A 23,168-nucleotide genomic window follows, 5' to 3' on the forward strand; every position below is an offset into this window, starting at 1 on the left:
CGCGACCCGATGGCCTCCGGTCCCCGGACCGGAGGCCATCGGTGGTGCTGCCGCTGGTACCGGCGTTAGCGGCGGTCGCCGGGCGGCAGGAGCGCCCGTGCCCCCCGGTCCTCCGCCGGATCGGAGGGGATTGTCGTCCTGGACCAGTCGTCCAGCGGGAGTTCGTCGACTCCGACGAGATCGTCATCGTGGACCGTTCGTCGGCGAGCGGGAGTTCGTAGCGCTCGGACTCCGGGGCCCGCGCCAGGAGCGGCCGGGGGAGCGGCAGGCGGGCGGGAACGCTCCCGCCGGGATCCACCGATGATCGGACAGATGCTTCGATCGAGTGAAGGTCGGGTTCGGTACCCGTCGGGTGTGGGCAGAGCCCCGGACATGACGACACCTCAGGACAAGCGCCGACGCCGCCGTCCGGCTGCCCCCGCCGCCGTGCCCGCTCCCGCAGTGCACGGCCGCGCCGCGCGGCCCCCGGCCCCGGCCCGGCCGCGCCGGGCGGGCGGTTGCTGCGGGACGTGGTCCAGCGAACACCTCACCCGGGACGCGAGGGTCGTGCGCACCGTCTGGCACGAACCCGCCTGCCGGGCCCGGAAAACCGGATGACCGGAGGCCGCCGCCGCCCCTACGGTCGGCCCCATGGACGTCAACGCGCACCTGGTGAACGTGGTCGATGTCGAGGCGACCTGCTGGGAGAGCCAGCCGCCGCCCGGCCAGGTGAGCGAGATCATCGAGATCGGTCTCACCGTGGTCGACCTGCGGGCGGGCGAGCGCCTCGCCAAGCACCGACTGCTGGTGCGCCCGGCCCGGTCGGAGGTGAGCCCGTTCTGCACCGCACTGACAGGGCTGACCCCGGCCGAGGTGGCCGGCGGCCTCTCCTTCGCCGAGGCGTGCCGGACCCTGGCGGCCCTGCACCGGACCGGTGCGATCCCCTGGGCCAGCTGGGGCGACTACGACCGCAACCAGTTCACCCGGCAGTGCGGCCGGACAGGTACGGAGTACCCCTTCGGCCACCGCCACACCAACGCGAAGGTGGCCTTCACCGCCTCCTACGGCCTGCGCAGACGGCCGGGCATGGCCCAGGCCCTCACCGTGGCCGGCCTCCCTCTGGAGGGCCGCCACCACCGCGGCGACGACGACGCCTGGAACATCGCCGCCCTGGTCCTGGACCTGGCGGCCCGCGGCGATTGGCCGTAGCGGGCACGGTGACCTCCCGGTCGGACCTGGCCCCGGCCCGTCGGAGCTCCCGCCCGCCCACCTGCTCGCTCCCGCCCGGCCGTTCGTGGCCGGGCGGGAGTGGTGTTGCCGGTCGGTCAGGCGGCCGGGAGGCGGGGGGTGCGGGGCGGGGTGGTGCGGCGGTCGCCGGTGGCCTCGAAGGCGGCGGCGAGGCGGAGCAGGGTGGTGTCCTCGTAGGCGCGGCCCGCGAAGGTGAGGCCCACCGGCATGCCGATGTCGGCCATGGTGCCCATCGGCACGGTCACGGTCGGGATGCCGAGGTGGCGCGGTACGAGGTTGCCGTTGGCGACCCACACGCCGTTGCGCCAGCCGAGGTCCGCGGAGGCCTCGGTCACGTCCATGTCGGCCGGGCCGACGTCGGCGACGGCGGGGAAGACCACGGCGTCCAGGCCGAGTCCGTCCATCCACTGCTCCAGGTCGGTCCGGCGGGTCTCCTCCAGGCCGCGCAGGCCCTGCTCCAGGAGCGGGATCTCGGTGACCGACGCGTAGGGGTGCTCGCGGACCTGGCGCGGGTAGTCGGTGATGGTGTCGTCGAAACCGGCGTAGCGGTCGGGCAGTTCGCCCTGGTGCTTGGGCCAGATGGCGTCGGCGTCGACCTCGGCGAGGCTCGGGAGGGCGGGGTCCCCGTTGGCGCGCAGGAAGTCGTCCCAGGCCCAGGCCGACAGGTCGAGGATCTCGCGGGCGAGGAAGTCGGCGCCGATCAGGCCCCGGGTCTTCAGCGACGGTGCGCCGGGCCGGTCGGACTCGTAGTTGGTCACCACCGGGAAGTCGACCTCGACGACCTCGGCCCCGGCGGCCTCCAGGTCGCGGCGGGCCTCCTCCCACAGGGCGATCACCGAGGCGCGGGTGTCGATCCGCTGGCCGGTCTGGCCGCCGATGCCGCCCTCGGGGTTGGTCCCGGCGTCCGGGTCGGCGTTGATGTACATCCTGGGTACGCCGACGCGCTTCCCGGCGAGCGCTGCCCGGGCCGCCGAGGTGTCGGCGGGGGCGAGCGCCGGGTAGGAGTCCGGGCGGACCTGCGAGGGCGCGGGGATCGGCACCCAGGGCTGGGTGCGCCACAGGTCGCCGCGGGTGTCCGCGTCGTCGGCGACGACGACGTCGAGCAGTTCGAGCAGGTCGGCCATGGTGCGGGTGTGCGGGACGACGACGTCCATGGTCGGGACGAGCGGCCAGTTGCCGCGCACCGAGATCACGCCCCGGCTGGGGGTGTAGGCGCACAGGGCGTTGTAGGAGGCGGGCGCCCGGCCGGAGGACCAGGTCTCCTCGCCGAGTCCGAACGCGCCGAACGAGGCGGCGGTGGCGGTGCCCGAGCCGTTGGAGGAGCCGGAACCGTAGGCGCTGGTCAGCCAGTCGGCGTTGTAGGGGCTCTCGGCGCGGCCGTAGACGCCGCGCTGCATGCCGCCGTTCGCCATCGGCGGCATGTTGGTGAGGCCGATGAGCACGGCGCCGGCGGCGCGCAGCCGCTCGATCGCGAAGGCGTCGCGCTGGGCGACGAGGTGCTCGAACGCCGGGGAGCCGGCGGCGGCGGTCAGGCCCTTGGCGAGGTAGCTGTCCTTGGCGGTGTAGGGGATGCCGTCGAGCGGGCCGAGGCTCTCGCCGCGGGCGCGGCGGGCGTCCGAGGCCGCGGCGTCGGCGCGGGCGTCCGGGTTCATCACGACGAGCGCGTTGAGCGCGGTGGCGGTGCCGGGCCGGTCGTAGGCCTCGATCCGCGCGAGGTAGGCGTCGAGCAGGCCGACCGAGGTGGTCCGGCCCGTCTCCAGCGCGGCCCGCAGGTCGGCGATACCGGTCTCGACGACGTCGAACGGGTGGGTCATGGGGTTCGTCTCCAAGGTGGTTCGGTGGAACTGGAACGGTCGATGGAACAGGTGAACGGGCCGGAGGCGCCCCGGCCGGGAGGCCGGGGCGCCCGAGAACCCGGGAGTCGGAGAGGCTAGACGACGGCCGGTGCGAACTCCTCGGTGAGCGGGAGGTCCCGGTCGGCCTCGCCCATGCGCCGGTCGGGGCGGCGCGCGAGCAGGTAGCCGAGACCGGTGAGGGTCACCGTGCCGACGCCGAGCGGTGCCGCCCAGATCTGGTACCACGGCGCCCCGGCCGGGGAGAGGACGGCGCGCGGCCAGCAGATGTTGACCACCTCGAAGCCGGTCCACAGCACCGCGAGCAGGTTCAGCGGGGTGCCGAGGCGCCCGTAGCGGACCGCCCCGGCGGGCGTCCAGCGGCCGCGCAGGCGTGCGGTCAGGGCGACCAGGGTGAGCACGAAGAACGGCACGAAGGTGGCGGCGCCGCCGAAGGTGATCAGGCTCCCGATGGCCGAGGTGCTCAGCCCCAGCGGCAGCGCGGCGCAGCTGACCACCGCGGCGGCGACGAGGCCGCCGATCGGTGCCCGGTGCCGGTTGACCTTGCGGATCTGGCGGGAGAAGGGGAAGACGTCGTCGCGGGCGAGCGAGTAGAGGCCGCGGGCGGCGCCGCCCTGGGAGGCCATCAGGCAGGCGGTGAAGCTGATCAGCACGACCAGGACGAAGGGCTTGTCGCTCCAGCCGCCGAAGGCGTGGGTGACGGCGGTGGTGACCGGGTCGAGGTCCTGCCGGGCGACCACCTCGGCGGGGGCGGGGTGGGCGAGCGCGACCGCGACCGCGTTGAGGAACACCACGAGTCCGACAGGCTGCGTCTCAGCTCCTGCCGGTAGCCGAGTGCTGCCAGCCGGTCGTCGTCGGTCGGGGTGTTCTCGGCCACGGGCTGCGCCCTCCAGATAAAACTAACTTTGTTAGCGTCCGCTGTTGATCTGGCACGATAGCCCCCGAAGCACGAAGAGCGGAAGAGGGGACCTTTCGGTGGGCCGACCGAGCAAGGCACTGCTGACCCGCGAGCGGATCGCGCGCGCGGCGCTCCAGGTGGTGGACGAGGAGGGCCCCGACGGCCTCACCATGCGGGCGCTGGCGGAACGGCTCGGGGTCAAGGCCGCCTCGCTCTACAACCACATCGAGAACAAGGATGCCCTGGTCGACTCCGTCTCCGAACTGGTCAACAGCGAGATCGACCACGCGCCGCTGGGCGACGCCGACTGGCGCTCGGGCCTCGCCGCCTACGCGCGCGGCTACCGAGCAGTCTTCGTCCGGCACCCGAACGCGGTCTCCCTGCTCGCGCGCCGCCGCGTCGTGGCGGACAACGCCCTGCGCGGCTACGACGCGCTGCTCGCCCTCCTCGGCCGGGCCGGTCTGGGCCCGGCGGACGCGGCGGAGGTCGCCGCGGCCCTGGACTTCCTCGTCCTCGGCTCCGCCCTGGAGACCTTCGGCGCCGGCTTCACCCGGGAACCGGCCGGCTACCGGCCCGAGTACCCGGCCCTCGCGGACGCCCTCGACGGCGCCTACGCCGACGGGAGCGGCGCGACGGAGCTCGACGACCGGGGCTTCGAACTGGGGCTGCGCCTCCTGGTCGACGGAGTGGAACTCCGCACCCGGTAGCGGAACCCGGCGGCCCTGCTTCCGCCTCGGGTGACGGGCGGCGGGTGACGGGTCGACAACGGGACGGACGCCTGCGGGAGTTGATGAGGTTAGGGTAACCTAACTACGTTGGAGCGTTCCCGAAGGGGCGGCCCGGATCGATCCCGGTGCCGCGCACAGAACCGGCCGACTTTCACCAGAGGTCCAGATGCCTGCAACGGACACGATCCCCACCTCGCTCGTCAAGGCCGTCGCCGCACGACGCGTCCGCGTCGCGACCCCGCGCCGCTTCCTGATGTGCGAGCCGCTGCACTTCGACGTCAGCTGCTCGATCAACCCCTGGATGGACCCCGGCAAGCCGGTCGACCCCGCCCTCGCCCTCGCCCAGTGGACCGCCCTGCGGGAGCTGTACCTGAGCCTCGGCCACACGGTGGAGGTCATCGAACCGGCGCCGGGGCTGCCCGACATGGTCTTCGCGGCCAACGGGGCCACCGTCCTGGACGGGAAGGTGCTGGGAGCCCGGTTCCGGCACGTCGAGCGGACCGCCGAAGGACCCGCCTGCCTCAACTGGTTCGCCGGGAACGGCTACCGGGAGCCGCACTGGCCCGAGCACATCAACGAGGGCGAGGGCGACTACCTGGTGGTGGGGCGCAGGATCCTCGCCGGGTCGGGCTTCCGGACCGACCGGCGGTCGCACGCGGAGGCGCAGGAGTTCTTCGGGGTCCCGGTCATCGGGCTGACCCTGGTGGGCCCGCGTTTCTACCACCTCGACACCGCGCTGGCCGTGCTGTCGGACGACGAAGTCATGTACTACCCGGCCGCGTTCAGCGCGGGCAGCCGGGCGGTGCTGCGCGAGCTCTTCCCCGACGCGATCCTCGCCGACGAGGAGGACGCCGTGGTGTTCGGGCTCAACGCGCTCTCCGACGGCCGTCATGTGCTGCTGCCGGCCGCCGTGACCGGCCTCCAGCGGCAGCTGCGCGAGCGGGGGTTCGAGCCGATCGGCGTCGAGCTCACGGAACTGCTGTACGCGGGCGGCAGCGTGAAGTGCTGCACGCTGGAGCTGCGTTCCTGACGGTGGTGCGGAGAACCGGGCCGGCCCCGTCCGACGGCGGGGCCGTGCTCGGCCTGCCCGCAGAGCCTGAGCGCCCCTGACTGTTCCGGCCCGCCGCGGATCCGTGCGGTCCGGAGGAAGAAGCCGCCGGGCGTGGCGGCGCGATCGCTGTGCCCGGCGGGTCTTCGGTCGGGCGGTTTGCACGCCACAGTCCCCCGGGAGGTCGGGCGGAGCACCGCCTTCACTGTCAACTTAGGTAAGGCGATCCTAAATCGAAGGCGCGATCGGGGGGACACCGACGGTCGGTCACCGGCCTGTGCGGTGCGACGACGCACGATCGATCGACAGGGGAGGCACGTCCCATGACGAACCGTATGCCCGGCGCACTGCGCGCCTCCGGGGTGAGCGCGCCCGCGGGCGCGCCCGGCCGCCCGGCCGGCACGTCCTGGTGCAGACCGTGCACCACATCCTGGCCGACGGCTGGTCGGTGCCGCCGATGCTCCGCGCGCTGCTCGCCGAGTACCACGCCCCGGGGGCGGCCTACCCGGTCGGCGGCTTCCCCGACTGGGTCGCGCGGCTCGCCGGACTCGACACCGCGGAGAGCGACCGGGTGTGGAGCACCGAGCCCGCCGGACTGCCCGGCCCCTCGCTGGTGGCCGAGGGGCACACCTCCTCCGGCCGGTTCGCCGACACCTCGGTGGCGGCGGACGACCTCGACGCGGCCGCCCGGTCCGCCGGGGTGACGCCGAGCGCGGCCGTGCACAGCGCCTGGGCGCTGACCCTGGGCGGCGTGCTGCACTCCGCGGACGTGGTCCTCGGCTCCACCGTCTCCGGCCGCGACGCCGAGCTGCCGGGCCTCGCGGAGATGGTCGGCCTGTTCATCAACACCGTCCCGGTGCGGGCCCGGTGGACCGAGGACACCACGGCCCGCGAGCTGCTCGCCTCGGTGCGCGAGCACCAGGGCGCCGTCCTGCCGCACCAGCACGTCTCGCTGGCCAGGACCGCCCGACTGGCCGGCCACGGCTCCCTCTTCGACACCCTGGTGGTCTTCGACGTGGCGACCGACACCGCCGCCCTGCGCCGGCCCGGCGACACCCTCGTCGTCACCGGCGTGGCCAACGAAGGCGCCCCGCACTACCCGCTGACGCTGGTGGTCGAGCGCTCGCCCGACGGGGGCACCCGCTTCACCCTGATCCACGACCGGGAGGTGCTGCGGGAGGCCGGCGCCCGGGAGATCCTGCACCGGTTCACCCGCACCCTCACCGGCCTGCTCACCCGCCCGGACACCCCGGTCGGCGCGCTGGTGCCGTCGGCGGAGCGCCCGGTGCCCGTCCCCCCGGCCACCCTCGGCGCCCTGTTCGACGCCGCGGCCCGCCGGGACCCGGGCGCCACCGCCGTCACCGAGTGCACGCTCGACGGCGCCACCAGGTCGCTGACCTACCGCGAACTGGCAGCGGACAAGGAGGAGTTGGCCGCCGGACTGCGCGCGGCCGGGGTCCGGCCGGGCCGACCGGTGGCGGTCGCCCTGCCGCGCTCGGTGGAACAGGTCGTCGCCCTGGTCGCGATCGTCAGCGCGGGCGGCGCCTACGTGCCGCTCGACACCGCCTACCCGGACGACCGGCTGGTGTACGTGCTCGTGGACACCGCTCCGCAGGTCGTCCTCGTCGACCAGGAGCAGCGGGAGCGCTTCACGGCCCTGCTGGAGCGCGCCGGCGTCCCGGCCCTGGTCCTGGTCCGGGGCGAGGAAATGCCGCTGGACCCCGCCACGGGACCCGCGCCCGGCCCGCACGACCCCGCGTACGTCATCCACACCTCCGGCTCCACCGGCCGACCCAAGGGCGTCGTCGTCCCGCACTCCGCCGTGGTGGCGCTGCTCGCCAACACCCGGCCGGCCATGGGCTTCGGGCCCGGCGACGTCTGGGTGCAGTTCCACTCCTACTCCTTCGACTTCGCGGTCTGGGAGCTGTGGGGAGCGCTGCTGCACGGCGCCGAACTGCTGGTGCCCGACTACGCGCTGACCCGCTCCCCGGTGGACTTCCACCGGCTGGTCCGCGAGCGCGGGGTGACCGTGCTCAACCAGACCCCCTCGGCCTTCCACCGGTTCGTCGAGGCCGACCGGCACTCCGGCGCGCCCCTGCCCGCCCTGCGCCTGGTCGTGCTCGGCGGCGAGGCGGTGGACCTGGCGCGGCTGCGCGGCTGGGTCGAGCGGCACGGCACCGCCTCGCCCGAGCTGGTCAACATGTACGGCATCACCGAGACCACCGTCCATGTGACCCACCGGGTGCTGACCGAGGAGGACTTCGGCCCCGACGGGCCGGTCAGCCCGATCGGCGGCCCGATCCCGGGCCTGACCACCCATCTGCTGGACGAGCGGCTGCGGCCGGTGCCGCCGGGCCGGACGGGCGCCGTCTACGTGGCCGGCGAGCAGGTGTCGCTCGGCTACCTGGGCCGGCCGGGCCTCACCGCGGGCCGGTTCGTGGCGGACCCGTTCACCGGCGACGGCTCCCGGATGTACCACACCGGGGACCTCGCCCGCCGACGGCTGGACGGCGAGCTGGAGTTCGTCGGCCGCGCCGACGACCAGGTGCAGCTGAAGGGGTTCCGGATCGAACCCGGCGAGGTGGAGGCGGCGCTCCGCGAGCTGGACGGGGTGGTCGACGCCGCCGTCACCGTGGCGGACACCGGCGACCACCTGGTCGCGCATCTCGTCGGCCGGGCACCCGCCGACCTCGCCGCGATGCTTGCGGTCAAGCTGCCCGCGCACATGGTTCCGGGCCGGGTCCTGACGGTCGACGCCCTGCCGCTGACCGTCAACGGCAAGCTCGACCGGGCGGCCCTCGTCGCGAGGGCAGCTCAGGACGACACCCCGGACGTCGGCCGGGCCTTCACCGGCCCGGTGCTCTCCTCGCTCGTCGGCATCTTCGCCGAGGTCCTGAAGCACCCCGGCGCGGACGCCGACACCGACTTCTTCCGGGCCGGCGGCGACAGCATCGTCGCGATCACCCTGGTCAACCGGGCCCGGGCGCTGGGCCTGCGGATCGCGCCGCGCGAGGTCTTCCTGCACCGGACGCCGCGGGCCCTCGCCGGGCTCCCGGGCACCGTCGCCGCACCTGCTCCCGTTCCCGCCTCCGCCCCCGTCCCCGCCTCCGACGGGGTCGGGCCGGTGCCGCCCACGCCGATCGTCCTGCGCCGGCGCGAACTCGGCGGCTCCCTCGCCCGCTTCGCCCAGGCCCGGACCCTGAGCCCGCCCGAGGGCACCACCCTCGCCGACGTCGAACGCGCCGCGAGCGCGGTACTGGCCGCCCACCCCGTGCTGCGGCTGCGGCTCGACACCGGCCACGGGGTGTGGACCCTGCGGACCGGACCGGCCCGCACGACCACCGTCGTCACCGCCGACACCGACGACCCCGCGGCCGCCGCCGACGAGGCCGCCGACCGGCTCGACCCCGGGGCGGGCGAGGTGGTCGCCTTCACCCGGCTCGCCCCGACCGGCACGGTGGTGGTCACCGTCCACCACCTGGCGGTCGACGCGGTGTCCTGGCTGATCCTGCTGGACGACCTCGCCGCCGCCCTGCGCGGGGAGGCCCTCGCCCCGGCGACCACCTCCTACGCCGAGTACGCCGAGGCACTGACGCTGCGGGCCGCCGCCGACACCGGCGACCTCGGCCGCTGGACCGACACCCTCCAGGCGCCCCCGCTGCTGCCCGAGCCCCCCGGCCGGCTGCGCGACCTGACGGTTGTGCTGCCGCCCGAGCCCGCCGACCGGGTCACCCGCACCGCGCCCGCCGCCCTCGGCCTCGGACTCACCGAACTGCTCTGCGGCGCCCTGCGCACCGCGCTGACCTCGGTCCAGCCCGAGCCCACCGAGCTCGCCGTCGACCTGGAGCGGCACGGCCGGGTCCCGGTCCTGGAGCGGCACGGCCGGGTCCCGGTCCTGGAGCACCACGACTACTCCCGCACGGTCGGCTGGTTCACCGCCGTCGCCCCCGTCCGGCTCGGCCCGCACACCGACCCCGTCGCCGCCGCCCGCGAGCTGACCGAACGCCAGCCCGACGAGGCCGGGCACCTCGCCTACGGCCGGCTGCGCTACCTCAACCCGCAGACCGCGCCCCTGCTGACCGCCCGTCCGCAGGTGCTCTTCAACTACCTCGGCCGGGGCGCCGAGTCGCAGGCCCCGACCGTCACCGGCGACGGCGGCGGCAGCCCCTACGCCGTCGAGGTCAACGCCTGGACCGACGAGGACACCGGCGCCCTGCACGCCGCCTTCACCCTCGCCGAGGAGGTCCCCGACGCCGTCACCGGCCACTGGCTGCGGGCCCTGGAGGCCGTCGCCGACGCCGCCGGGACGGCCGGGCGCACGGCACCCGTCACCCCGCTCCAGCGCGGCCTGTACTTCCAGGCCCAGCTGGCCGGCCCGGCCGGGCACTACGTCGCGCAGAGCTGGTTCCGCTTCGACCGGCGCCTCGACCCCGACGCCCTCGCCGAGGCCCTGGCCGCGGTGACCGCCCGCCACCCCGTCGTCGGCGCGGGCTTCACCACCGACGAGGACGGCAACCCGGTCCAGCTGCTCGGCACCGGCGGCCGGGTCGGCGTCCGCACCGTCGAACTGTCCACCGAGGCGGAAGTCGACGCCCTGCGGGCCCGGGACCGGGGCACCGGCTTCGACCCGGCCGAACCGCCGCTGGTCCGGCTCACCGTGGTCCGGCTGCCCGACGGCCGCGACGGACTGCTGCTCAGCTACCACCTGCTGCTGTGGGACGGCTGGTCCCGCGAGATCGTACTGCGCGACCTCTTCGCCGCCTACGAGGCCGTGCTCGCCGGGCAGCGGCCGGACACCCGCCCCGCCCTGCCCGCCTTCGAGGACTGCGCCCGGGCCCTCGCCGCCCGGGACCGGGCCGCCGCCGAGCGCTTCTGGGCGGAGCACCTGGCCGGCCTCCCGGGCCCCACCCTGCTCGCCGGACCGGCGCCCGCCCTCACCGACGGGCTGCCGCCCGTGCTCCTGCGCACCCTCTCCACCGAACGGTCGGACCTCCTGCGGACGGCGGCCAAGGCCCACGGCGTCACCCTGAACACCGTCCTCACCGCGGCCTTCGGCCTCTTCCTCGGCGCCCGCACCGGCCGCGCCGACGCGGTGTTCGGCGTCACCGTCTCCGGCCGCGAGGGCGAGGGTCTCTCCGAGGTCGTCGGCGTGCTGCTCAACACGGTGCCGATGTGGACCCGCGCCCGGCCCGCCGACACCGTCGGGACGTACCTGTCCGCCGTCCAGGAGGCCCGGGTCGAGGCGATGGAGCACGAGCACCTCGGGCTCGGCGAGATCCAGCGCGCCGGCGGCCACGACACCCTGTTCGACAACCTGTTCGTGCTCCAGAACTTCCTGGACCCGGACGCCTTCACCGGGATGAACACCCGCCACGGCATCACCGAGGTCAAGGCGGACGACTCCACCCACTACCCCTTCACCTGGGTCGTCACCCCCGGCGACCGGCTCACCGTCAAGCTGGAGCACCGCCACGGCGACAGCGCCGAGGCGAACCGCCTCCTCGACGACTACCTGCGGGTGCTCGCCGACCTCGCCGAGGCGACCGGGCCGGTCGGCGCGCTGCCCGGCCTCGGACCGGACCCCGTGCCCGGGGAGCGCACCGACATCGGCACCGACACCGTGGTCGACCGGTTCGACCTCGCGGCCGACCGCGCCCCGGAGCGGACGGCCCTCGTCTCGCACGGCGCGAGCACGACCTTCGCCGAACTCCGGGACCGCAGCCGCGCCCTGGCCGGCGTCCTGGTCGAACGCGGCATCCGCCCCGGCCGGACGGTCGGGCTCGCGCTCCCGCGCTCCCTGGACTCGATCGTCGCCCTGTTCGCCGTACTGCGCACCGGAGCCGCCTACGTACCGCTGGAGCTGGACCACCCGGACGAGCGGATCGCCGCGATCCTCGCCGACGCCCGCCCCGACGTGGTCCTCACCGTCAGCGCCGTGACCCCGCGGCTGGCCGGCGGGCACGCCGAGCTCGTCGAACTGGACCGCCCGCTGCCGGCCGCCGCACCGTTCACGACCTTCGCCCCGGACGACCCGGGGCGCCTGCGGCACCCCGCCTACACCATCCACACCTCGGGCTCGACCGGGAAACCCAAGGGCGTGGTGACCGAGTACGCCGGCCTCACCAACATGCTGATCAACCACCAGCGCCGGATCTTCGCCCCGGTCCTGGCCGAGCACGGCCACCGGACCTTCCGGATCGCCCACACCGTGTCGTTCGCCTTCGACATGTCGTGGGAGGAACTGCTCTGGCTCGCCGACGGCCACGAGGTGCACATCTGCGACGAGGAACTCCGCCGGGACGCGCCCGCCCTGGTCGAGTACTGCCGTGACCACGCGATCGACGTGGTCAACGTGACCCCGACGTACGCCCAGCACCTGCTGGCCGAGGGACTCCTCGACCACCCGGAGCGCCGCCCGGCCCTGGTCCTGCTCGGCGGCGAGGCCGTCACCCCGACCCTGTGGCGGCGGCTCGCCGGGACCCCGGGCACGGTCGGCTACAACCTCTACGGGCCCACCGAGTACACCATCAACACCCTGGGCGTCGGCACCTTCGACTGCCAGGACCCGGTGGTCGGCGTCGCCATCGACAACACCGAGGTGTACGTGCTCGACCCGTGGCTGCGCCCGGTGCCCGACGGCGTGCCCGGAGAGCTCCACGTCGCGGGCGTCGGCATCGCCCGGGGCTACCTGGGCCTGCCGGGCCAGACCGCGCACCGCTTCGTCGCCTGCCCGTTCGGCGCGCCCGGCGAGCGGATGTACCGCACCGGCGACCTGGTGCTGCGGCGGCCCGACGGCAATCTGATGTACCTCGGCCGCACCGACCAGCAGGTCAAGATCCGCGGCCACCGGGTGGAGCCGGGCGAGGTGGAGGCCGCCTTCGCGGCGCATCCGGCGGTCCGGTTCGCCGCCGCCGTCGCCCAGCCCGACCCGAACGTCGACGGCGCCCACCGGCTCGCCGCGTACCTGGTGCTGGACGGCTCCGACCTGGCGGCGGTCGCCGCCGAGGTGGGCGCCGCACTGCCGGACTTCCTGCGCCCGACCCACTACGCCCAGGTCGACGCCATCCCGCTCACCGTGAACGGGAAGGCCGACACCGCTGCTCAGCTCCATGGTCGCGGTGCTGATCGCGGCGGTGGCGCTGGGCACGGCGAACCTGTGGCTCGGGCTGCTGGTCGTGGTGGGGACCGTCGCCATCCTCTCGGTCCTGAGCGTGATGTCCCGGCGGATCGGCAGCAGCACCAAGGAGCAGCAGGCCCGGGTGGCCCGGGCGGGGGCGAAGGTCGCCGACCTGATCACCGGCCTGCGCCCGCTGCACGGCTTCGGCGGCAACCACGCGGCGTTCCGGTCCTACCGGAGGGTCAGCACGGAGGCGAAGGAGCAGGCGGTCACGGTGGCCCGGGTGAACGGCGTCTACGCGGGCACCGCCCTGGGCCTGAACGCCGTCCTCGCGGTCTCGGTGACCCTGACGGCCGGCTGGCTGGCCTTCGACGGGCAGATCGACATCGGGGAGCTGGTGATGGCGGTCGGGCTGGCGCAGTTCGTCATGGAGCCGCTGCGGCTGTTCTCGGACATGCCGAAGTACGTGATGATGGCTCGGGCCTCGGCGGAGCGGATGGCCCTGGTGCTGTCGGCCCCGCCGGTGGCGGTGCCGGGGGAGGAGCGTCCGGTGCCGGGCGGCGGCCTGGAGATCGACTGCGTCCGGTACGGGGCCCTGCAGGGGGTGAAGTTCCACGTCCCGGCCGGTGAGTTCACCGCGGTCACGGCCTACCAGCCGCGGGCGGCGGCCGACCTCGCGGCGGTGCTGGCGCTGGCCGTCCCGCCGGAGTCCTACGAGGGGGAGGTGCGGGTCGGCGGCCGGCCGTTCGCGGAGCTGTCGGTCGAGTCGCTCCGCGCGCACCTCCTGGTCAATCCCTACGACGGGGAGATCTTCGCGGGCACGCTCCGTTCGAACATCGACCCGTCCGGGACGAGTACGACGGTGCCGGAGGCGGTCGAGGCGTCGATGCTGACCGACGTGGTGGCCCTGCACCGGCGGGGGCTCGACTACGAGGTCCGCGACCGGGGCTCGAACCTGTCCGGGGGCCAGCGCCAACGGCTTTCGCTGGCCCGGGCGCTGGCCGCCGACACCGAGGTGCTCGTGCTGCGGGACCCGACGACGGCCGTGGACGCCGTCACCGAGCAGCTCGTCGCCCGCAGGCTCGCGAAGCTGCGGCGGGGCCGGACCACGGTGGTGATCACCAGCAGCCCGGCGCTGCTGGACGCCGCCGACCGGGTCCTCGTCCTGGACGGCGGCGTGGTCAAGGCCGAGGGGACCCACCGGGTGCTGCTGGACACCGATCCGGCGTACTGCCTCGCGGTGACGCGCTGACGTCCCCCTTCCCGCCCGGCCCTGGCCCTGCTGTCAGGCCAGGGCCCAGGCGACATCCCTGAGCAGGGCCTGCCGCCAGCCCGCCCGGTCGTGCTCGGCGGCCGACCGCGACACCCGCACGGTCGCACCGGCCCGCCGGACCAGGCCCTCCACCAGTTCGCAGTGCGGCCGCATCCGGGTCTCGTGCTCGCCCAGGTCGAAGGCGATCCGCAGCCCGGCCGGGGCGGGGCGCTCCCGCAGCCGCGCGGCGACGGCGCCGCCGACCGGCCCGCCCAGCGGGTCAGCCAGGCCCGCGGCCTCCGGCGTCCACCAGAACGACCCCGACTGGCAGGCGACCCGGGACACCAGGTCCGGGAACTCCAGGGCCGCGTACACCGCGCTCAGCCCGCCGAGGCTCTGCCCGGCGACCACCAGCCGCCCCGGGTCCCCGGGCACCCCGCAGTCGGCCACCCGGGGGAGCAGTTCGTCCCGCACCGCCTCCCACAGCTCCGGCCGGCACGCGTACTCGGCGAGCCGGTCCCCGGCCGGCAGGAAGACCAGGGTGACCGGGGGCAGTTCACCGGCGGCCGCCGCCGCGTCGAAGGCGGTCACGGCCGGGTGCAGGTACAGCCAGTCGTCCCCGTCGAGCAGCAGCACCACCGGCCCGCCGCCGGCCACCGGGTGGACCCGGACGGTGCGCCGCCCGCCGAGCCGCCCGCTCACCCAGCGGATCCGGGTGGGCGGCAGCGGCAGCACGTCGTCGGCGCCGACGGCCGGCCAGTGCGGCTGCGGCGGGGCGTCCGGGGTCGCGGCGATGGACCGCTCGCCGCCGGCCCCGAACGGGTTGAGCGGATCGGCGTACCACTCGTCACCCGCGCGGATCCGGTAGGTCACCCGCAGCCGAGCGGGCATCCGCACCTCGGCGTACCAGCAGTCCGTTCCGCGCCAGCGGACCATCGGGACCGGGGCCGACCAGCTCTCGAACTCGACCTCCGCCGGGCCGCCGCGCCACCGGAACAGCGTCGCCCACCCGCCGTCGGGGGCCGGGACGCAGACGGGGCCCGGTACGCCCCAGAACTCCTCGCCGCCGGGCGGGCCGGGCAGCCCGAACGTGGCGAGGAGGTGCTCGGGGTCGGCCGGGGGGCCGGGAACGGGATCGGTCATGCCCGGGCTCCTTGTGAGGGAGGAGGGAGAACGTTAGGCTCAAAACCCAGGTTAGCCTAACCTAAGTCACCTGGCCCGGGCTGTTTGCCCGAACCGTCCGACCCGCGTTCAACACCTCACCCCTGTCGACCACATGGAGGACCCGGACATGAGCACCAACCCCTTCGACGACCCCGACGGCCGCTTCCTGGTCCTGGTGAACCACGAGGGCCAGCACTCCCTCTGGCCGTCCTTCGCCGAGGTCCCCGGAGGATGGACGACCGTCCTCGCCGAGACCACCCGCGACGCGGCCCTGGAGTACGTCGAGTCGAACTGGACCGACCTCCGCCCCCGCTCCCTCGCGGCCGCCACCGAGTCCTGACCGGAAGCACCCGCCCGCCCGTCGCGGTGGGCCCTTCCCGGCGGCCCCCGGCCGGGGCGCTCAGAGCCCGAAGTGCGCCACCGCGAGCTCGGCGACCGCGTCCGGCTCCAGGTGGGTGTTGTCGATCAGCAGGTGCGCCTCGGGCAGGTGCGCGAAGTCGTCGACGGAGTTGAGCCGGAACCTGGCGTCCATGTCGACCAGGTTGGCGTTGGACCACGCGAGGTCGCGCTTGGACGCCTTCTCCGAGAGCCGCGACTCGCCCGCGTTGCGCTCCAGCCGCACGTCCTGGTCGGCGCTCAGCTCCAGGAACAGCACCCGGGAGCCGCGCTCGCGGAAGGGGGCCGCGTACCGTTCGACCAGTGCGGCGTCCTCGGGGTCCTCGAAGTCCCAGACCAGGGTGAACACCAGCCCGGGCAGGTCCGAGACGGCGGCCTCGGCCAGGATCTGCTCGCGGAAGGCGTGGTTCAGGCGCTGGAACTGCGGTGACTCGTAGGGGAACAGCCGCAGCAGCGGCTCGATGGTCAGATGGTTGTGGAAGAGCCGGAAGCCCGTGCGCTCGGCGATCGATCCGCCCACCGTCATCTTGCCGACCGCGGCCGGGCCGATGACGAAGAGCAGGGTGGGAGGGGTGCTGGTGGACATCGCGCCAGCATAGGCGCTTGGCGTGATCATGGTCGAACGCTTTCGGCCCCGCTCCTCGTCGCCGGCCACGACGACACCTACGGCGCCGACCTGTTCGGCTGTTTCAGCAAGGACCGACGCGGATCCGCTGCGCCCCGGGCCGGTCCCCCGCCCGGGGTGCCGATCCGGGTGCCGCCGTCCAGTACGCCCTCCACCTGGACGTTCGTCCGGGCCGGGCGCTCCACGGCCAGGGTGTGGTCCGGGACCGGCCGGTCGGTGGACCAGTCGGGGCCCTTGACGGTGAGCCGGGCGACCCGCCGGCTGCCCGCCGCCAGCAGGAACTCGGTGCCCTGCGGGGAGCGCCACCAGGCCCAGCCCAGGGTGTCCTGCTCGAACCGGCTGCACGACCGGCCCGGACCGCCGCCGGTGCGCTGCGGACCCTGGGCGGCGGGCAGCAGGACGGCCGTCGCGGCGCTGCCCTCGCCGGTCCAGCGGTCGGCGCGCAGGCAGACCCAGGACGCCGAGCCGGCGTTCTGCGGAAGCGTCTGCACCGCGAACGCCCACAGGTTGAGCTGCTTGACGCCGGGAGTGCCGTCCGGGACGGCGCAGCCCGCCCGGGCCCAGGCCTGCAGCGCGTCCGGGCCGGTCGCCTCGCGCGGTGCTCGCGCCGGCTGGTTGTGGTCCGGGGGCGGCGAGTAGGTGAGGTGGGCGGGGACGAGTCCGCCGAGGTCGGCCAGCAGGAAGGCGTGCTTCTCCGCGACGACGGACGAGGATCGGAGCTGGAGCACGGTGGCTCCCCGGCAGTCCGTCAGCACGCCGCCCGGTGCCGCCGGGGTGAGGCCGTCGGGATGGTCCAGGGGCCGGGCGGGGGTTTCGGGCCGGTCGATCCGGCGGGTCTCGGCAGCCTCCACCCAGGGGGCGAGCAGGTAGCGCACGGAGGTGCCCCGGCGGTGCAGCACCACCGCTCCGGCCGTCGTGACGTCCGAGTCGTCGGCCCGGGCGAGGTCGAGGCCGCCGCCGCGTCCGTCGGTGTAGCGGGCCAGCCGCTGCCCGTCGTACAGCAGGACCACGGCGGCGCCGTCCACGGTGCCGGCGTAGAGCAGCCGCGGCGGGGCGATCGGTGGCGAGGTGTCCGTGCCCGGTTCGGCGCGGGTCTGCGGGCCGGGGCGCTCCCAGGCGGTCGTCGCGCGGCCGAGCAGTGCGGCGTCCTCGCGGCGGTCGCCGCGGGCGGGCCAGGCGGTGAAGTCGACCCGCGCGGTGTGCTGCCAGAGGTCCGCGGGCACGCGGACCAGGCGCGCCGGACCGGCCGCGGCGGCGACGGGCGGAGCGGGCGCCGGCCCGGTGCTGGAGGCGACCGGGCCGGTGCGGGTGCGGGAGCCGGTGCCGGTGCCGGTGCCGGTGCCGGTGCCGGAGAGTACGGCGGCCGAGGTGGTGAGGCCGAGCACGCCGACCAGCAGCACGGCGGTCAGTGTCCGGCGGCGGCTCAGCAGGTCGGTCGGCTGGACCCGGACGGCGCAGGGGTCGAAGGCGGAGAGGTCCGGCTCCGACGCCGCGCCGACGCCGGCTGCCGCGTCGAGGGCCCGCTCGGCCTGCTCGACCCCGGCGTGCCGCAGGACCTCGGCGGCCTCCGGGGCGGTCAGGCCCTCCACGACCCGCAGCGCGAACGCGGCCCGGGCGGGTGCGTCGAGCGTCGCGAGCGCGTGCTCCAGTGCGGCGTCCTGCTCGCCGCCGTGCGGGGTGAACAGCCGCAGGCCCCACACCCGCGGTGCCAGCAGCCGACGGGCGGGGCGGGGGCGCAGCCCGTCGCGCAGCACCCGCAGGCGCAGCGCGGTGTAGGCCGGGTCCTCGTCGCCCGGCGCAGGGTCGGACCGGCGGGTCCAGCGGGACGGCAGGGCCCGCTGGACGGCCGAGTGGGCGGCGAGGACGCGGCTGTGCCGGTCGCGGTCGGCGGGCAGCGCGACGTACGCCAGCCGGACCAGCCTGCGGTAGTGGCGCACCAGGGCGGCCTCGGCCTGGACCACCGGGCGCGCGGCGCCCCGGGCGGGCGCCGCCGAGTCCACCGTCCGTTCTGCCAACGGGCCCTCCCGGAGTCGTCGGTGCTGTCGTGGTGGACGGTCCAACGAGTCGATCATGTGATGGTTGCGCCGTCCGGGTGTCGGCCACCGGCCCGCCGACGCGGGGACGCCGCGGTTCGCCAGACGCGCGGCCGACCGGCTGCCGGAGGCCGGGGCTGTCCGAACGTCGCCGCCACGGGCCGCTCGGGCTCAGAGCGGGCGCGGCCGGTCGCCCGGCGGCCCGTCCGGCGGCCCGTCCGGGTCCGCAGCGCTCAACCGGGCGACCAGCTCCCGTTTGAGGACCTTGCCGCTCGGGCCGAGGGGGAAGGCGTCCACGAACTCCACCCGGCGCGGGTACTTGTACGGCGCCATCCGGTCCCTGCTCCAGGCGACGATCTCGGCGCCGAGGGCCGGGCCCGGCGCGTTGCCGGGGTGGGCCCTCACCACCGCGCACACCTCCTCGCCGTGGACGGGGTGGGGGAGTCCGACGACGGCCGCCTGGGCGATCGCCGGGTGGCGGGCCAGGACGTCCTCCACCTCGCGCGGGTAGACGTTGTACCCGCCGCGCAGCACCACGTCCTTCTTGCGGTCGACGACGGACAGGTAGCCCTCGCTGTCCTTGACGCCGAGGTCGCCCGAGCGGAACCAGCCGTCCACGACGGCCTCGGCGGTCGCCTCCGGCCGGTTCAGGTAGCCGGCCATCACGTTGTGCCCCCGGACGACGATCTCGCCCGTCTCGCCGGCGGGCAGCAGTTCGATCCTGTCCTCCACCTCCGCCCTGGCGATCTCGACCTCGACGCCCCAGATCGGCCGGCCCACCGTGCCCGGCCTGAGCGGCCACGCCCTCTGGTTGTAGGCCACCACCGGCGACGTCTCGGTCAGCCCGTAGCCTTCGAGGACCGGGCAGCCGAAGGTCTCCCGGAACGCGTCCAGGACCGCCACCGGCAGCGCGGCGCCGCCGGAGAACGCGCGGTCGAGCGGGGGCCTGCGCGGGTCGGCGCGGGCCGCGTCGAGGAGCGCCGTGTACATCGTCGGGACCCCCATGAACACGGTGCAGTCCTCCCGCACCATGAGGTCCAGCGCTCCCGGTCCGTCGAACCGCGGCATCAGCACCATGGTCGCCCCCGCCCGGAAGCAGGTGTTCATGCCGCAGATCTGACCGAAGGTGTGGAACAGGGGCAGACAGCCGAGCAGGACGTCGTCCGCGGTGAAGTCGAACGGCGACAGCATGGTCGTGCCGACGTTCATCACCACGTTGAGATGCGTGAGCAGGGCGCCCTTGGGCCGGCCGGTGGTGCCGGAGGTGTAGAGGACCAGCGCGATGTCCCCGGGGTCGCGCGGCACCTGGCGGTCGATCGGGGCGATCCGGGCCGCCAGCGCGTCCAGCCGCGGCGCGCGGGCGGCCCTCTCCTCCTCGTCCCCTCCTTCTTCCATGACGGTGAGCAGGGGCGTGCCGGCCGCCTCCGCCGCCCTGCCGCCCTCGGCCAGCAGCGGGGCGGCGCAGATCAGCGCCGCCGCCCCGGAATCCCTCAGGACGTACGCGATCTCGTCCGCCCGGAGCAGGGCGTGGACCGGGACCGCGATCGCGCCGAGTGCGAGCACGCCGAAGTAGGCCAGCGGGAAGTGCGGTGTGTTGGGGAGCAGCAGCGCCACCTTGTCGTCGGGGCCGATGCCCCGCGCACGCAGCGCCGCCGCGTACCGCCGTGCCCCGTCCCACAGTTCGCGGTAGGTGATCTTCCGCGTGCCCCACACGACCGCCGGGTGCTCCGGTCGCCGTAGCGCGGACTCGGCGAGTATCGCCGCCACGGACAGGGTCATGGGGGTGTCACCCGCTCGCTTCCGCGGCCAGCCGCGCCTTGTCCGGCTTGCCCACGCCGGTGAGGGGCAGGGCGGGGCGGACGTGGATCCGCGCGGGGACGTGCTTGGGCGAGATGGTGGCCCGGATGTGTTCCGCCAGCCCGTCGGGGTCGGCCGTGCCCGCCTCGCGCAGCACCACGGCGGCGTGCAGGTGCTCGACGCGGTCCCGGTCCTGGACGCAGAAGACGGCGGCCTGCGCCACGTCGGGATGGGCCAGGAAGGCGTTCTCCACCGTCACCGGATGGATCTTGATGCCATTGGTCTTGAGCACCTCGCCGATCCGACCGCGCAGGTGGAGGTAGCCGTCGCCGTCGACGAAGCCGAGGTCACCGGTGTGCACCCAGCCGTCCCGTACGGTCCGGGCGGTGAGTTCGGGCTCGGCCACGTACTCGCTCATCGTGAAGGGCGACTGTACGCAGACCTCGCCGATCTCGCCGGTCGGCAGGTCGTGGTGGTCGTCCGGATCGGTGATCCGGACCCAGCCGGGCAGCGGCCGGCCGACCGTGACCCGCAGCCGGGGGTCGAGGTGCTCGGCGGGCGAGAGCATGCTGACGAAGCCCGCCTCGCTGGTCGCGTACACCTGGATCAGTACGTCGCCGAAGACCTTGACCGCCTCGGCCAGTCGCTCGGGGGAGGCGGGGCAACCCACGTACGTGACCATCTTGAGGCTGGACAGGTCGGTCCGGCCCACCTCCGGACGGTCCATCAGCAGGTACAGCTGGGGAGGGGAGAGCAGCATCCGGGTGATCCGGTGCCGCTCGACGGAGCGCAGCACGTCGCCCGGGTCGAAGCCGTCCTGCAGGACCACCGAGCCGCCGGACGCGAGCGAGTCGTCGGCCGTGGCGCCGCTGGAGTGGCTGAGCGGGAGGAAGGCCAGGTAGACGGACCGCCAGCGCATCTGGAGTCCGGCGGAGATGAAGCCGTTGCGGGTCCGGAAGTCGAAGGCGATGCCCTTCGGTTCGCCGGTCGTACCGCTGGTGTAGGTCACCACCGCGGGCCGGTCGAGTCCGATCTCGATGTCGGCCGGATCCAGCGCGTCCGGGTCCCCGGTCGTCAGGTCCAGGACGTCGGGGCCGAGATCGCCGAGGGCGACGAGCGCGAGGGGGGTGCCCAGTCGCTCGCGCAGCTCGCGGGCGGTCGCGAGGTTCTCCGCGTCGACGGCCAGGTGCGTCGCACCGGTCTCCCGGAGGATCTTGAGCTTGGCGTCGGCGGCCAGGTGGTCCGCCGGGTCGACGGCGTTGGTGGTGTGCAGATGGACCACGGTGGCCCCGACCAGGTTCGCGGCGTACCGCAGGACCAGGGTCGGGGCGGTGTTGGTGACGGTCAGGACGGCGACCACGGTCCGGCCGCTCCCGCCGGCCTGCTGGTGCAGGGCCTGCGCGGCCGACCGGACCAGGGCGGTCAGCTCCGCCGCGGTCAGCGTCCGGTCGCGCCAGGACAGGACCACTTTCTCCGGTTCCGCGGAGATTACGTCGAGGATCTGGCTGACATACGTTTCGTCCGACGGCATAGGAAACTCCAGTGGTGCCGTTTCGAGGAATTTCGGCACAGCGTACAACAGGGAAAGCAGGTCCACCAGGGGATCGAATTGAGGAAACAGAAGCATGCGGACTTCTCATTGTCGCAGTCCGCGCCATCGAAGTGATATTCCGCTCTGAGACAATCCCCTCTACCGGTCCGGGCCCCGCATCGGCGCATTCCTCGGAGAAAGGGTCGTCATGAACCATTACCTGGAGCTCTTCTCGCGGCATATGAGGGAAGGCGGATCCCCGGAGGCGAAGCGGGAGTTCCTGGAGGTCGGCCGGATCGCCGGGAAATTCCCGGCGGCCCGGAGCCTGCGGGACGGGGTCACCTCCGAGATCAGCGTGTGGTGCAGCAACGACTACCTCGGAATGGGCCAGCACCCGGTGGTCCTGGCGGCGACCCGCGAAGCCCTCGGCGAGTACGGCGCGGGCTCGGGCGGATCCCGGAACATCGGCGGGACCAACCACTACCACGTGCTGCTGGAGAAGGAACTGGCGGACCTGCACGGCAAGGCGGACGCCCTTCTCTTCACCTCCGGGTACACCGCCAATGACGGGGCTCTCACCGTCCTCGCCGGCCGGCTGGGGAACTGCGCCGTCTTCTCCGACGAGATGAACCACGCCTCGATCATCGACGGACTCCGCCACAGCGGCGCCGAGAAGCACATTTTCCGCCACAACGACACTGCCCATTTGGAAGAGCTGCTGTCCGCCACCGATCCCGACCGGCCGAAGATGATCGTCGTGGAGTCGGTCTACTCGATGGCGGGTGATGTCGCCCCGCTCGCCGAGATCGCCCGGATCGCCCGCGAGTACGGCGCGATGACCTTCCTCGACGAGGTCCACGCGGTCGGGATGTACGGGCCGGAGGGAGCCGGTATCGCCGCGAGCCTGGGCATCGCGGACGAGTTCACCGTCGTCATGGGGACACTCGCCAAGGGATTCGGCACCACCGGCGGATACATCGCCGGTCCCGCCGAGCTGGTCGACGCGGTGCGCGGCCTGTCCCGCTCCTTCATCTTCACCACCGCCCTGCCGCCGGCGGTCGTGGCGGGCGCGCTCGCCGCCGTCCGGCACCTGCGCGCCTCGGACGAGGAACGCGACCGGCTCCGCGGGAACGCGCGACTGACGCACCGGCTGCTCACGGAACGCGGGATCCCCTTCGTCTCCGACGAGTCGCACATCGTCTCGATCTTCGTCGGGGACGACGCGCTCGCCCAGCGGATCTCCGCCCTGCTGCTGGAACGCCACGGCATCTACGTACAGGCGATCAACGCGCCGAGCGTGCGGGCGGGCCAGGAGATCCTCAGGAGCGCGCCCGGCGCCGTCCACGAGCCCGCGGCGGTCGAGGAGTTCGTCGCGGCACTGGACGGGATCTGGCGGGAGCTGGGAGTGGCCCGGACCCCGGGCGCCCGGTTCGCCGCAACGGACGGCTGACCCGCCCCCGCAGGGTGCGCGCGGCCCTCCAGCGGCTCCGCGACCCGCC

Annotated in this window: 12 protein-coding genes and 2 pseudogenes; 7 read left to right on the forward strand and 7 right to left on the reverse strand. The window is 74.4% G+C overall.

The annotated features are described in order from the left end of the window. Positions 1–630: 630 nt before the first annotated feature. Complete coding sequence (locus OG715_RS40710; RefSeq protein ID WP_266272149.1) at positions 631–1,188, forward strand: 3'-5' exonuclease; 558 nt, start codon at positions 631–633, stop codon at positions 1,186–1,188. A 116-nt stretch (positions 1,189–1,304) separates the two neighbouring features. Here the strand turns inward: OG715_RS40710 and OG715_RS40715 are convergent, their stop codons facing one another. Both OG715_RS40715 and OG715_RS40720 read right to left on the reverse strand, forming a co-directional pair. Then, positions 1,305–3,041 (reverse strand): amidase, encoded by a 1,737-nt coding sequence (locus OG715_RS40715; protein ID WP_266272148.1) that lies wholly within the window; start codon positions 3,039–3,041, stop codon positions 1,305–1,307. 116 nt (positions 3,042–3,157) lie between these two features. Further along, positions 3,158–3,874, reverse strand: coding sequence for an amino acid permease (locus tag OG715_RS40720; RefSeq protein WP_266272147.1), 717 nt, complete (start codon positions 3,872–3,874; stop codon positions 3,158–3,160). Between the two features lie 181 nt (positions 3,875–4,055). On the opposite strand from OG715_RS40720, the gene OG715_RS40725 reads away from it, so the two are divergent. From OG715_RS40725 to OG715_RS40740, 4 genes and pseudogenes are all read left to right on the forward strand, one after another. Continuing rightward, positions 4,056–4,685, forward strand: coding sequence for a TetR/AcrR family transcriptional regulator (locus OG715_RS40725; protein ID WP_266272146.1), 630 nt, complete (start codon positions 4,056–4,058; stop codon positions 4,683–4,685). A gap of 187 nt (positions 4,686–4,872) precedes the next feature. Continuing rightward, positions 4,873–5,736 (forward strand): dimethylargininase, encoded by an 864-nt coding sequence (gene ddaH, locus OG715_RS40730; protein ID WP_266272145.1) that lies wholly within the window; start codon positions 4,873–4,875, stop codon positions 5,734–5,736. 412 nt (positions 5,737–6,148) lie between these two features. Next, positions 6,149–12,856: pseudogene (locus OG715_RS40735) on the forward strand (amino acid adenylation domain-containing protein); the annotation flags it as partial. Beyond that, positions 12,852–14,123: pseudogene (locus OG715_RS40740) on the forward strand (ABC transporter ATP-binding protein); the annotation flags it as partial. The pseudogenes OG715_RS40735 and OG715_RS40740, both read left to right, overlap by 5 nt. Positions 14,124–14,156: 33 nt before the next feature. On the opposite strand, the gene OG715_RS40745 reads toward OG715_RS40740, so the two are convergent. Then, positions 14,157–15,266, reverse strand: a complete 1,110-nt coding sequence (locus OG715_RS40745) for an alpha/beta hydrolase-fold protein (protein ID WP_266272144.1) — start codon at positions 15,264–15,266, stop codon at positions 14,157–14,159. A gap of 148 nt (positions 15,267–15,414) precedes the next feature. Here OG715_RS40745 and OG715_RS40750 point away from each other — a divergent pair, with 148 nt between their 5' ends. After that, entirely contained in the window at positions 15,415–15,627 is a 213-nt protein-coding gene (locus tag OG715_RS40750; protein ID WP_266272143.1) for an MbtH family protein, read from the forward strand. A 60-nt stretch (positions 15,628–15,687) separates the two neighbouring features. On the opposite strand, the gene OG715_RS40755 is transcribed toward OG715_RS40750, so the two are convergent. The 4 genes from OG715_RS40755 to OG715_RS40770 all read right to left on the reverse strand — a co-directional run bounded on the left by OG715_RS40755 (position 15,688) and on the right by OG715_RS40770 (position 21,669). After that, entirely contained in the window at positions 15,688–16,269 is a 582-nt protein-coding gene (locus OG715_RS40755) for a hypothetical protein (RefSeq protein WP_266272142.1), read from the reverse strand. A 77-nt stretch (positions 16,270–16,346) separates the two neighbouring features. Further along, positions 16,347–18,323, reverse strand: coding sequence for a hypothetical protein (locus OG715_RS40760; protein WP_266272141.1), 1,977 nt, complete (start codon positions 18,321–18,323; stop codon positions 16,347–16,349). A gap of 189 nt (positions 18,324–18,512) precedes the next feature. Next, entirely contained in the window at positions 18,513–20,120 is a 1,608-nt protein-coding gene (locus OG715_RS40765) for a long-chain-fatty-acid--CoA ligase (protein WP_266272140.1), read from the reverse strand. Between the two features lie 7 nt (positions 20,121–20,127). Continuing rightward, positions 20,128–21,669, reverse strand: coding sequence for a class I adenylate-forming enzyme family protein (locus OG715_RS40770; protein ID WP_266272139.1), 1,542 nt, complete (start codon positions 21,667–21,669; stop codon positions 20,128–20,130). 208 nt (positions 21,670–21,877) lie between these two features. On the opposite strand from OG715_RS40770, the gene hemA reads away from it, so the two are divergent. Then, positions 21,878–23,119, forward strand: a complete 1,242-nt coding sequence (gene hemA / locus OG715_RS40775; protein WP_266272138.1) for a 5-aminolevulinate synthase — start codon at positions 21,878–21,880, stop codon at positions 23,117–23,119. Positions 23,120–23,168: the final 49 nt, after the last annotated feature.

It is taken from the genome of Kitasatospora purpeofusca, from assembly GCF_036010405.1.
GTDB lineage: Bacteria > Actinomycetota > Actinomycetes > Streptomycetales > Streptomycetaceae > Kitasatospora > Kitasatospora purpeofusca.